The organism is Paenibacillus sp. MMO-177 (assembly GCF_037147795.1).
Taxonomy (GTDB): domain Bacteria; phylum Bacillota; class Bacilli; order Paenibacillales; family Paenibacillaceae; genus Pristimantibacillus.
The window spans coordinates 648,011-660,850 of record NZ_JBBCUR010000002.1; the positions used below are offsets into that span (position 1 = coordinate 648,011).

Sequence of the window (12,840 nt, forward strand, 5' to 3'; positions counted from 1 at the left end):
CCTTCCCTCCGTCATCGTTATTTTACTTTACTTTCCAATTTCCAGCGCCTTCGTAAACATGGCTTTAGACGCATTAAGAGCAGTTACGTTAGCTTCGTAAGAACGGGAAGCCGAAATCATATCGACCATTTCTTTCGCCACGTCAACGTTGGGCATATGTACATATCCGTCCGCATCCGCGTCCGGGTGAGTTGGATTATAGACAAGCTTGGTAGGCGACTGATCCTCGATAATTCTGGTTGCCTTTACACCTTGTGCCCCGGAAGTCCCTTCAAGCTGCTTGTTCAGCAGATCGGAGAAAGAGGAGTTTTGCGTCATCGGTTCAAGTACGACCATTTTCCTTTTATACGGTACGAATTGGCCATTTACATAACCGGCGCGGGTTGTTTCGGCATTTGCGATGTTTGAGGAAATAACGTCCATTCGCAAACGCTGTGCGGTTAGTGCGGAAGCACTGGCGTCAAAGCTGCTAGAAATTCTCACTTCCTGTTATCTCCCTTCAATGGCTGTCTTCATCATCTTCACGTCATGATTGATTTGCTGAATATAAAAATTGTAGCTGAGTTGATTTTTAGCGAGCAATGACATCTCGCGGTCGATATCGACGTTGTTCTCATTGTTATTCATTTCGGTCAAGTTATCGGTCTGGATCTGAGCGGTTGGGACTATTCCGTTGGTCCTGCCTATCGGAATATGACGCTCGTTTGTCCGCTTGCCCTGAAGCCCGGCTTTTCCTCCCATTTCTTGACTGAGAAGCTCTTCGAACAAAACCTCCGAACGTTTGAAGTTTGGAGTGTCGACATTTGCGATGTTGTTGGCTATAACGCCTTGTCGCAATTCTGAAGCCTTGAGCGCGCCTTCCAATCGCCCAAATGATGTGCCATTCAATAGATTCACGTTCCTGTGTCACCACTTTCAGTTAGAAGATCTTAGTAAAGTATTCAACAGATTGCGAATCATTCCTTCTTTGTTCGACATTAAATTATGAAAAAAATGAGACGAAACTGTCGAGTTTTGCCGACATGATAATATTCAACAATTGTCCAAAATATTACAATAAGAAAAAAGCCCTATCTTTGAATTCAAGATAGGGCTTTGCGATGATTTTCCGATAGGATGGTAGTCCCAGGAAATTATTGCTTAATTTTTTCCAGCTCCTGAAGAAGCTGGGTATTTAAAATTTTGATGTAGGTCCCTTTCATGCCAAGCGACCTCGTTTCTATTACGCCAGCGCTTTCCAATTTGCGCAGGGCATTGACGATAACGGATCTCGTAATACCTACTCGATCCGCAATTTTGGACGCAACAAGCAGTCCTTCTTTCCCTTCCAGCTGCTCGAAAATATGCTCTACCGCTTCGAGCTCGCTGAAGGAAAGCGATCCAATCGCAACCGAAACAACCGCGCGGCTGCGAGCTTCCTGTTCAACCTCTTCTGCGCGTTCGCGCAAAATTTCCATGCCGACAATTGTCGAACCGTATTCGGCCAGCACAAGATCGTCATCATCGAAGGAACCGTTGGTCCGTGTCAGCACAAGCGTACCGAGACGGTCACCGCCACCGGTAATGGGTACTACGGTCATGATTTCTTGTTCGCCTAACGCCGGGAAAGTCTCATAAACCCCCGTATCCGGAGCAACGTTTGTTACGGGTTCCTGCATGTCCAGAAATAGGCTGTTGCTCACTTGCGGAAAGCGCAGCTCTTCAACAGACATCGAACGAAGCGTGTCATGATCGTAAGGATTCACGGCTGCGCAGCCCAGAACCTTCCCTTTGCGGCTGACCACAAACACGTTGGTCTGTATTGTGCTGCACAATACCTCAGCCATCTCTCTGAAATTGAGCGCTTTGCCGGCTGCTCGCTGCAGCAGCCGGTTCAACGTTCTTGTTTTTGTAAGTAAAGTCATTCCAAAGCCTCCCAAAGCTCATCCCAACTACATTTCAACTACAATATATATTGACTCAAATCGCGATTTTTCGCAATGCCTCCCACTTTTTCCCTCACATATTCGGGAGTGATGACCATATGGTCAAGGGTAATATCAGGTGCTTCGAAGGAGAGATCCTCAAGCAGCTTCTCCAAAATGGTATGAAGTCTGCGGGCGCCTATATTTTCGGTATTGCGGTTTAAATCGGCTGCAATCGACGCAATCTCTTTAATCGCTTCGTCGGAAAATTCAATCGTTATGCCTTCTGTTTGCAGAAGGGCTGCGTACTGCTTCGTTAAAGCATTTTTTGGCTCCGTCAAAATGCTGACGAAATCCTCCAGGCTCAGCGACGTTAATTCTACCCGGATCGGGAACCGCCCCTGAAGCTCGGGAATCAGATCTGACGGCTTCGCTACATGGAATGCGCCGGCTGCGATAAACAGGACATAGTCCGTTTTTACCGGGCCGTATTTCGTCACGACCGTGGATCCTTCCACAATCGGCAGAATATCGCGCTGTACGCCTTCGCGGGACACATCGGGACCATTGCCTCTGGAGGGGCTGGCGATTTTATCAATCTCGTCGATGAAAATGATACCGGACTGCTCTGCGCGGGATACCGACTCGGCAATGACATCATCCATATTAATCAGCTTGTTGGCTTCTTCCTGAATGAGTACTTTTCGGGCTTCCTTCACAGGCAGCTTGCGCTTCTTGGTCTTCTTCGGCATGAATTGCCCCAGCATTTCCTGCATGTTCATTCCGCCAAGGCCATCCGGCCCTTGACCGCCAAGCATATCAAGCATTGTTGGGGTATTATCCTCAATCTCAACCTCAACGGTTTCGTTCTCGAGCTTGCCTGCCGCGAGGTCGTCGCGCGCCTGTGAGCGCTTGGATATAATAACGGCATCCTGCTCCGGCTCTTCCACCGGTTCCTTGTTGTTTTGCTGATTGCCAAACAACATTTCAAACGGGTTTTTGGATTGCTTCTCTTTTGCTTTGGACGGAACAAGCAGCGATACGAGACGTTCATTTGCGAGTTTCTCCGCTTTATCCTGAACAGCCTCCGTCTTCTCCGCTTTTACCATCCGGATTGCTGTCTCTACCAGGTCCCGTACCATTGACTCTACGTCACGGCCGACATAACCTACCTCCGTAAATTTGGTGGCTTCCACCTTGATGAAAGGCGCTTTCACCAATTTGGCCAGACGGCGCGCGATTTCCGTTTTGCCCACGCCGGTAGGGCCGATCATCAGAATGTTTTTCGGAACAATCTCGTCGCGAAGCGACTCGTCGAGCATGCTTCTGCGATAGCGGTTACGGAGTGCAATGGCGACGGATCGTTTCGCAGGCTTCTGGCCCACAATATATTTATCGAGCTCGGCTACGATTTGACGAGGGGTAAAAGCTTGATTCACCATTTGATATCTCCTCCGCTTCAACCAATTTCTTCTACAATAATATTATGATTCGTGTAGACGCATATGTCGGCAGCCGTCTCCAGCGCCGCTCTTGCGATATCCTTAGCTTCCATATGTGAAGCGTGCTTCTGCAGCGCTCTTGCCGCGGAGAGAGCATAATTGCCGCCTGAGCCAATAGCCAAGATGCCGTCATCCGGCTCGATTATTTCCCCGTTGCCGGAAATCAGGAGAAGTCCGGTCTGGTCCATAACCAGCATCAGAGCTTCGAGTTTGCGGAGAACGCGGTCGGAACGCCAGTCCTTCGCCAGCTCAACGGCCGCACGCTGAAGGTTTCCGTGATGCTCCTCGAGCTTCGCTTCAAACTTCTCGAATAACGTAATGGCATCCGCAACCGAGCCTGCAAAGCCGGCAATAACTTGCCCGCGGTATAAACGGCGAACCTTTTTCGCTTTGTTTTTCATCACGACGCTGTTCCCGAAGGTTACCTGGCCATCTCCGGCAATTGCACCTTTACCTTCGTGACGCACCGCGCAAATCGTGGTGGCGTGAAATTCCATCTCCATCTCTTCGCCCTCCTATAGCCTGCAATTTAATAGGTTCAATAATAAACGGCTGCGCCGCCCTAAGGTGGAGCAGCCTGTGTTGGTTTATACGTTCAGATGATCGAAATGTTCCTTCTTGAAACGTTCCAGACTGTCCAGTGCACGGCTTGCGATCGCTTCGTTCTTTTCCTTCTTGTTGCGGATCCGGTTCTCCAGCGGCGGGAACAAGCCGAAATTCGCGTTCATCGGCTGGAAATGCTTGAAATCCGCAGTAGTAATGTAATGCGCCATACTACCAAGCGTGGTATCTTCCGGCAATACGAGAGGTTCAAGACCGCGTGCAAGTCTCGCGGCATTAAAGCCGGCAATCAGACCGGAAGCAGCGGATTCAACATAACCTTCCACGCCCGTCATTTGACCCGCAAAGAACAAGGTGCTGCGGTTCTTGAGCTGGTAAGTCGGCTCCATTACCCGCGGCGAGTTGATAAAGGTATTGCGGTGCATAACGCCATAACGCACGAACTCCGCATTCTCAAGGCCCGGGATAAGGGAGAATACCCGCTTCTGCTCGCCCCATTTCAAATGCGTTTGGAAGCCGACCATATTATAGAGGGTGCCTGCCGCGTTATCCTGGCGAAGCTGAATAACCGCATGAGGAAGCTTGCCCGTATGCGGGTTAACGAGGCCAACCGGCTTCATCGGTCCAAATAGCACGGTTTGCTTGCCGCGGCTGGCCATAACCTCGATTGGCATGCAGCCTTCGAAATAAACTTCCTTTTCGAAATCTTTCAGCGCTGCCGTCTCCGCGGTCGTAAGCGCCTCGTGGAAGATCTCGAACTCCTCTTCGGTCATAGGGCAATTCAGATAAGCCGCTTCGCCTTTGTCGTAACGGGATGCCAGATAAACCTTGCTCATATCAATGGAGTCTTTCTCGATGATCGGAGCTGCCGCATCATAGAAGTAGAAATATTCTTCGCCGAGCAAGGTACGGATCTTCTCGGACAGAGCTGGCGCAGTCAGTGGGCCTGTTGCTATAACGACAATGCTGTCCTCAGGAATGTCCGTTACTTCTTCCGTTCGAACCTCTACAAGCGGATGCTCATGAAGAAGACGAGTGACTTCCCCGGAAAAACCGTCGCGGTCAACGGCAAGCGCCCCGCCCGCAGGTACGGCGTGACGATCCGCACTTCCGAGAATAAGGGAGTTCAGGCGGCGCATCTCTTCCTTCAGCACGCCTACGGCGTTCGAGAGGCCATTGGCTCGCAAGCTGTTGCTGCACACGAGCTCTGCAAAGTTTTTGGTATGATGGGCAGGCGTTTTGGTCTCGGGGCGCATTTCGTACAAAATGACAGGTACACCTTGGGATACAATCTGCCAAGCTGCCTCGCTTCCTGCTAGACCTGCTCCGATTACGATGACTGGTTGTTGAACTGACAATGTAAAGACCTCCAATATATGCTAACACGGCAGTGAAAACACAGCTGTCCTCCCTGCATAAGGGAGGACTTAGTATGGCCGCGTCTGTTTCTTTAGTTTAGGCTTGTTCTTGCTCGTCTTCCGTGATCTCTTCCGAATAATCGCAATTCGGGCATTGCAGCTTCGCGCCGCTGCGGTTGCGCTTCTCGACAAGCATCGAATCGCAATTCGGGCATGGCTTGTTTGTCGGCTTATCCCAGGACACGTAGTCACAGGTCGGATAAGTATCGCAGCCGTAGAAGATACGCCCTTTTTTGCTGCGGCGCTCAATGATTTTGCCTTCGCCGCATTTCGGGCAAGTTACGCCGATATCCTTGACGATTGGCTTCGTATTGCGGCAGTCCGGGAATCCGGAGCAGGCAAGGAACTTGCCAAAGCGCCCCATCTTGTACACCATATGGCGTCCGCACTTCTCGCATATTTCATCCGAGACTTCATCTTGAATCTCGACTTCCTTCATTTCCTCCTCGGCAACCTCAAGGCGCTTCTCGAAGGATTCGTAGAAGGTAGAGAGAACTTTAACCCAGTCCTCCACCCCATCCTCAACATGGTCGAGATCCGTTTCCATCTTCGCCGTAAATTCGGAATCCAGAATTTCAGGGAAAAATTCCTCCATCATCTGATTAACCAAATCCCCAAGCTCGGTTGGAATGAATTTTTTCTCTTCGATCGCTACGTATCCGCGCTTCTGGATCGTTTCGAGCGTTGGCGCATACGTACTTGGACGTCCGATGCCAAGCTCCTCCAGCGTCTTGACCAATCTTGCCTCGGAATAACGCGGCGGCGGCTGGGTGAAATGCTGCTTCGGTTCAATGGAATCCGAGGTTACGACATCGCCGATTGCAAATGGCGGAAGGAATTTATGCTCTTCTTCCGTGCCGTCGTCGTTGCCCTCCACATAAACCTTCATGAAGCCGGCAAACTTGATCTTTGATCCGCTTGCACGGAAAGTCACGTCGCCGGATGCCAAATCCACCGTCATCGTATCGAGTACCGCGGAAGCCATCTGGCTGGACACGAAACGTTCCCATACCAGCTTATACAAACGAAGCTGATCGCGGGACAGGAACGGCTTCATCGATTCCGGATCGCGAAGCGTCGAGGTTGGACGAATCGCTTCATGGGCGTCCTGCGCGTTGCTGTTCTTCTTCGTATAGACGCGCGGCTGCTCCGGATAGAACGATGGGCCGTATTTTCCTTCAATATACTCCTTCGCTTCTTCCTGGGCGACCGGGGAGATCCTCGTCGAGTCCGTTCTCATATAGGTAATGAGACCAACGGTTCCTTCCTTGCCCAGTTCAACGCCTTCATACAGCTGCTGGGCGACGGACATCGTCTTGGAAGCCCGGAAGCCAAGCTTGCGGGCCGCTTCCTGCTGCAGGGAGCTCGTAATAAACGGCGGTGCCGGATTGCGGAGACGTTCTTTCTCCTTTACCTCGGCTACCTTGAATTGATTGCCCGACAGGGCTGCAAGTATCGCTTGCATCTCCTCTTCGTTATGAAGCTCCCGCTTTTCGCCTTTTATCGAATGGTATTTGGCTTCAAACGGAACACCCTGCTGGTTGAGCTTTGCCGTGATAGACCAGTATTCTTCCGGGACAAAAGCCTCAATCTCATTCTCCCGGTCGATAATCAGCTTCACGCAGACGGATTGCACGCGTCCGGCGGACAACCCTTTCTTTACTTTCTTCCATAACAACGGACTAATCTTGTAACCGACGAGCCGGTCAAGAATACGTCTTGCCTGCTGGGCATTTACAAGATCCATATTGATCTTGCGAGGCGTTTTGAAAGCATCCTTAACGGCTTGCTTCGTTATTTCGTTAAATACGACACGGCAGGTATCCGACTCGTCCAGCTCCAGGTAATGAGCCAGATGCCAAGCGATCGCTTCTCCTTCGCGATCGGGGTCGGCTGCAAGAAAGACATGTTTGACCTTCTTGCTTGCATCCTTCAACTCTTTCAATACGCTGCCCTTGCCGCGGATCGTAATATATTTCGGCTGGAAGCCGTTTTCTACTTCGACGCCAGTCTGACTTTTTGGCAAATCGCGAATATGGCCCATCGATGCTTTAACGATATATTTGCTGCCCAAATATTTGCCGATCGTTTTTGCTTTGGCCGGTGATTCTACGATTACTAATGAATCTGCCACTTTAGGCGCCCCCTCTCTCACTACATGTTACAACGCTATATAAACTGCCCCTGGCTGTTGTTCGATTTTCCGTTTTATACATAAATTTATCAGAAGTGCGCTTAAATGTCCAAAAGGGATCATCGTAAGCTGGTGCAATTCGTTAATTGTAAGCGGACGATCGCGCAGCAAATCGATAATTTTCTGCTCCTCGGCATTCATGCTTGCCGCTACGGACACCGTCGGTACGTGCTTTGTCAAAGCCGCAAGCTTCTCTCCCAGCCAGCTGTATTCCTCGAGAATATGACCGGCACTGCTGACCAGCTTCGCGCCTTCGCGGATCAGACTGTTTGGCCCCTCGCTCTTGGGCGATGAGATCGGTCCGGGTACGGCAAATACGTCCCGCCCCATTTCAAGCGCCTGATCTGCCGTAATAAGCGAGCCGCTGCCCTTCGCTGCTTCCACTACGATCGTCCCGAGCGATAAACCCGCTATAATCCGGTTTCGAAGCGGAAACATTCCCGGATGAAGCGGCGAGCCAATCGGATTCTCCGATAGGATGAGCCCTTCCCGGATAATCTGCTGGTAGAGCGAACGGTTCTCGGGCGGATAACAAAGATCAACCGGACTAGCAAGTACGGCAATCGTGCTTCCTTGGCCCCGCAAAGCCGCTTCATGCGCCTTGCTGTCAATCCCCCTGGCAAGACCGCTCACGACCGTCAAACCACGCCTAGACAGCTCCTCAGACAGCGCTAATGCGGTATGCCGGCCATAGGCGCTGGGGTTTCGGGTTCCAACGATAGCTATCGAAGGTCTCTTCAGCAATTCGATCCGTCCAAGAGCATATAACACCCAAGGCGGCTGCGGGATCCGTCGAAGTTCTTCCGGATACTCTTCGTCATAAGGAGTGATCCGTTTCGCACCCAGCTCCAGCGCCCGGAGAAACGGCGACTCGGCCCAATCATAGGGCTCGGACCATCGCCTGGCCGCCGTCTCTGCCTGCGCGCGTCCAAAACCGATTGCCATCCAATCTGCAGCGCTCTTGCCATCCACGCTCTCCCAAGCTTTATGGGCAACCGCTTTCTGAACGGTATGCCATCCAATGCCGGAACATTCGTGGAGCATAATAACCATCTGCTTACATTTATCAACATTTAGCGTCATTCTTGCCGCCTCTCCTTTGGGGAGGTCAGCCTGCATTCCTTCCTATTGTGCGTTACATGGCAAAAGAATGCAAGTCGACCCGAATTTTTATGAAAAAAAAAGCAACCTTTCAAGCCCAAACGGGCATTGAAAGGTTGCTTACCTTCATTAATATGCTATTTTGTTGTTAAGCTTGAGCTACGCCTGTTGTGCATTTCTCAAGCAGGCCTTTTTCTTGAAGCACGGATACAAGCGTGGAACCCATGTCGGAAGGCGTTGGAGCAACTTTGATTCCGCATGCTTCCAAAGTAGCGATTTTTTCGGCAGCAGTACCTTTACCGCCGGAAATAATAGCGCCAGCGTGACCCATACGTTTGCCCGGAGGCGCTGTAGCGCCGCCGATGAAGCCAACAACAGGCTTCTTCATGTTAGCTTTGATCCACTCGGCAGCTTCTTCCTCTGCCGTACCGCCGATCTCGCCAATCATAATAACGGCGTAAGTATCCGGGTCTTCGTTGAAACGGCTCAAGATATCGATAAACTCGGAGCCTTTAACAGGGTCGCCGCCGATACCTACTGCGGACGATTGACCGATACCGCGAGTGGAAAGCTGGTGAACCGCTTCGTAAGTCAGTGTTCCCGAGCGGGAAACAACGCCTACATGGCCTTTAGTGTGGATGTAACCCGGCATAATGCCGATTTTGCACTCGCCTGGAGTAATAACGCCTGGGCAGTTAGGACCGATCAGAGTCGTTTTGCTGCCTTCCATATAGCGTTTAACTTTTACCATGTCCAGAACAGGAATGCCTTCCGTAATACAGATAACCAGATCAAGGCCAGCGTCTACCGCTTCCATGATCGAGTCAGCCGCGAATGCAGGCGGTACATAGATTACCGATGCTGTTGCGCCGGTAGCTGCTACCGCTTGTTCAACTGTATTGAATACCGGAAGAGAAACAACGTTACCGTTCTCCAGAGTGATGTCGACGTTTGTGCCGCCTTTGCCAGGAGTTACTCCGCCTACCATTTGCGTACCGTAGTCCAATGCGCCTTTCGCATGGAACAAACCAGTTGCGCCTGTAATCCCTTGAGTGATTACTTTTGTGTCTTTATTGACCAAAATGCTCATCGAATTTCACATCCCCGTTAATGAATTCGTACTATTTGACGAGATTAACGATTTTTTGCGCGCCGTCTGCCATCGAGTCAGCCGCAACAATGTTTAATCCCGATTCGTTCAACATTTTTTTGCCAAGCTCAACGTTAGTGCCTTCCAGTCTAACAACCAGAGGACGGTCCAGGCCAAGCTCTTTCGCAGCTGCAATAACGCCTTCTGCGATGACGTCGCAACGCATAATGCCGCCGAAGATATTAACGAAAATACCTTTTACGTTCTCGTCGGACAGAATGATTTTGAATGCTTCCGTTACTTTTTCTTTCGTAGCGCCGCCGCCTACGTCCAGGAAGTTCGCAGGGTCGCCGCCGTAGTATTTGATGATGTCCATTGTAGCCATCGCAAGACCGGCGCCGTTAACCATACAGCCGATGTTGCCTTCAAGGGCAATGTAGCTCAGGTCGTATTTGGATGCTTCGATCTCTTTAGCGTCTTCTTCTTCCAGGTCGCGCAGAGCCACGATATCTTTGTGACGGTACAGAGCGTTGGAATCGAAGTTCAGCTTGGCGTCAAGCGCCATAACGTTGCCGTCGCCAGTTACAACAAGCGGGTTGATCTCGGCGATCGAGCAATCTTTGTCAACGAATGCATTGTACAGAGCGATCATAAATTTAACCGCTTTGTTAACAAGCTCGCTAGGAATGTTGATTGCGTAAGCAAGCTTGCGCGCTTGGAATACTTGCAGACCGATTGCCGGGTCAATGACTTCTTTGATGATTTTCTCAGGCGAATGAGCTGCTACTTCTTCAATCTCCGTGCCGCCCTCTTCGGAAGCCATCATGGTTACGCGGCCAGTGCCACGGTCAATAACAACGCCTACATAGTATTCTTTCTTGATGTCGCAGCCTTGCTCGATAAGAAGACGTTTAACTTCTTTACCTTCAGGGCCTGTTTGATGAGTAACGAGCACTTTGCCAAGAATTTCGCTGGCATACGCACGAACTTCATCGATGTTTTTCGCTACTTTAACGCCGCCCGCTTTACCGCGGCCGCCAGCGTGAATTTGCGCTTTTACAACTACCACCGGTGTACCCAGTGCTTGCGCCGCTTCTACCGCTTCGTCAACGGAGAAAGCTACCTTTCCTTCTGGAACAGCAACACCGTACTGTTTCAGGACCTCTTTGCCTTGATACTCATGGATATTCATTGTTAGAAATCCTCCATTTCACAGACTCAACTTCAGTCATATGTACACAAACCTTAATCATTGTAGCATTATTTATGCCATATTTCGACCCTTCGGGTTTCGGTTTTTTGATATGGATTTGATCTCAAAATGAGATTAAATTACCGACGGACTACAGTAGTATGCCCTATTTTCTTGAAGAATTCATACTTGTTTTTCCAATATTGACAGACTTGTCTTTTTTACACTATGATGACTTTAACGATAACTTTATATTTGCGAGATTCGGACGTAAGGAAGCACCTTCATCCCATTTTTGGAGGTGCTTTTTTTGTGTTCAGTTTAATGCATAGCAGCAGCGTTCTTGGAGTTGAAGGCAAAGGAATTTCCGTGGAAGTCGATATAGCCAGCGGGCTGCCGCAGGTCAGCGTCGTTGGCCTCCCCGATCCTGCCGTTAGAGAATCCGTCGAAAGGGTCCGTGCAGCGATCAAGAACAGCGGGTTCGCTTTCCCTCTTGAACGCATAACCGTCAATCTGGCTCCCGCGGATTTGCGCAAGGAAGGCACTGCCTTCGATCTTGCGATCGCTGCGGGAATTCTAACTGCGAGCGGTCAACTCGAAGCAAAGCCTTTCGAGCAATCGATGCTGATTGGAGAATTGTCTTTGAATGGCGATATCCGTCCCGTCCCCGGCGTTTTGGCGATGATCGAGCAAGCTAAGCGGTCCGGCATCCGGAAGGTGCTGCTGCCGCTTGCAAATGCCAAAGAAGCCGCTTGGATTACGGAGATGGAGCTTTATGCGATAACCCACCTAAGAGAGCTTTTAACCCAAAATAAAGGCTCTGAACCTTGGTCCGATATCCGGTTTGACGCGGCTGCCAGCAGGGAACTTGCTTCCGCGGCAGACGAGGATGGGCATGCGTTCGATATAGGAGATTACAGCGATGTATACGGTCAGGAGCAGGCTAAACGCGCCTTGTTGATTGCCGCAGCCGGGAAACACAACATCCTGTTCGCCGGGCCGCCGGGAACAGGCAAAACGATGATGATCCGCCGTCTCCCCGGCATCCTTCCTCCTCTAACCGAGGAAGAAGCGCTTGAGGTCACCAAGATTTACAGCGCGGCAGGCAAGCTGTCTACAGACGCGAAAGGCCTGATCCGAATCGCTCCCTTCCGTTCACCGCACCACACGATTTCCGCCGGAGGACTCATTGGCGGCGGTTCGGTGCCAAAGCCCGGCGAGGTGACCCTTGCCCATCATGGCGTGCTTTATCTGGACGAGCTGCCGGAGTTCTCCAGGACCGTGCTTGAGGTATTGCGTCAGCCGTTGGAGGACGGAATCGTCACCATAGCAAGGTCGAGAGCCGTCTTTCATTTTCCGGCAAGACTAATGTTAGCCGTTTCGTTCAATCCCTGCCCCTGCGGTTATGCCGGCCATGAAACGGCCGAGAAACGCTGCAGCTGCAGCGATTCCGCGATTGCCAAATACAAAAGCAAGATGTCCGGCCCTCTTCTTGACCGGATCGATATCCAGCTCGAAGTTCCTAGGCCGATTGAACTGGAAGGCGGGTCGGAAAGCCCGGCCGAAACGAGTTCGGCCCAAATGAGGAAGGTTGTGCTGGCGGCAAGAGCAAGAAGAGAACGGCGGGATGAAGAGCTGGGGCTAAAGCCCGGGGCTCGACTGTCCGGCGCAACGCTCAGGCGCTCTATTTTAATGAAAAAGGAAGCATTTGAATTGCTGGATCACGCGCTTACGGTGCTAAATATCAGCATGCGCGCCTATGACCGTATTTTGCGGCTGGCGAGGACCATTGCGGATGTGGAAGGCAGCGAATACGTGGAAGACGTGCATGCGGCGGAAGCCATTCAATACCGGAGACTCGATATATAAAAGGCAAAA

The 12,840-nt window shown here is 50.9% G+C and carries 11 protein-coding genes; 1 reads left to right on the top strand and 10 read right to left on the bottom strand.

Annotated features, from left to right (window positions below):
- Positions 1–27 precede the first annotated feature (27 nt).
- From flgC to sucC, 10 genes are all read right to left on the bottom strand, one after another.
- Entirely contained in the window at positions 28–483 is a 456-nt protein-coding gene (gene flgC, locus WFK81_RS08665) for a flagellar basal body rod protein FlgC (RefSeq protein ID WP_015845034.1), read from the bottom strand.
- Between the two features lie 6 nt (positions 484–489).
- Positions 490–897 (bottom strand): flagellar basal body rod protein FlgB, encoded by a 408-nt coding sequence (gene flgB / locus WFK81_RS08670; RefSeq protein WP_336786027.1) that lies wholly within the window; start codon positions 895–897, stop codon positions 490–492.
- Positions 898–1,133: 236 nt separating this feature from the next.
- Entirely contained in the window at positions 1,134–1,904 is a 771-nt protein-coding gene (codY, locus tag WFK81_RS08675; protein ID WP_127495836.1) for a GTP-sensing pleiotropic transcriptional regulator CodY, read from the bottom strand.
- A 38-nt stretch (positions 1,905–1,942) separates the two neighbouring features.
- Positions 1,943–3,346: an ATP-dependent protease ATPase subunit HslU gene (hslU, locus tag WFK81_RS08680; RefSeq protein WP_336786028.1), complete on the bottom strand. Its 1,404-nt coding sequence runs from the start codon at positions 3,344–3,346 to the stop codon at positions 1,943–1,945.
- Positions 3,347–3,363: 17 nt separating this feature from the next.
- Positions 3,364–3,909 carry an ATP-dependent protease subunit HslV gene (hslV, locus tag WFK81_RS08685; RefSeq protein WP_132305657.1) on the bottom strand — a complete coding sequence of 182 codons (546 nt, stop codon included), beginning with the start codon at positions 3,907–3,909 and terminating at the stop codon, positions 3,364–3,366.
- Positions 3,910–3,993: 84 nt separating this feature from the next.
- A complete protein-coding gene (gene trmFO, locus WFK81_RS08690) occupies positions 3,994–5,325 on the bottom strand; it encodes an FADH(2)-oxidizing methylenetetrahydrofolate--tRNA-(uracil(54)-C(5))-methyltransferase TrmFO (protein ID WP_336786029.1) in 1,332 nt (443 codons plus the stop codon).
- Positions 5,326–5,422: 97 nt separating this feature from the next.
- On the bottom strand, positions 5,423–7,519 hold the full coding sequence (topA, locus tag WFK81_RS08695; RefSeq protein WP_336786030.1) for a type I DNA topoisomerase: 2,097 nt from the start codon (positions 7,517–7,519) through the stop codon (positions 5,423–5,425).
- 27 nt (positions 7,520–7,546) lie between these two features.
- Positions 7,547–8,662: a DNA-processing protein DprA gene (gene dprA, locus WFK81_RS08700; RefSeq protein ID WP_336786031.1), complete on the bottom strand. Its 1,116-nt coding sequence runs from the start codon at positions 8,660–8,662 to the stop codon at positions 7,547–7,549.
- Between the two features lie 166 nt (positions 8,663–8,828).
- Positions 8,829–9,770, bottom strand: coding sequence for a succinate--CoA ligase subunit alpha (gene sucD, locus WFK81_RS08705; protein ID WP_336786032.1), 942 nt, complete (start codon positions 9,768–9,770; stop codon positions 8,829–8,831).
- 31 nt (positions 9,771–9,801) lie between these two features.
- Positions 9,802–10,962 carry an ADP-forming succinate--CoA ligase subunit beta gene (gene sucC / locus WFK81_RS08710; RefSeq protein ID WP_132305667.1) on the bottom strand — a complete coding sequence of 387 codons (1,161 nt, stop codon included), beginning with the start codon at positions 10,960–10,962 and terminating at the stop codon, positions 9,802–9,804.
- A 312-nt stretch (positions 10,963–11,274) separates the two neighbouring features.
- On the opposite strand from sucC, the gene WFK81_RS08715 reads away from it, so the two are divergent.
- Positions 11,275–12,831, top strand: a complete 1,557-nt coding sequence (locus WFK81_RS08715; RefSeq protein WP_336786033.1) for a YifB family Mg chelatase-like AAA ATPase — start codon at positions 11,275–11,277, stop codon at positions 12,829–12,831.
- Positions 12,832–12,840: the final 9 nt, after the last annotated feature.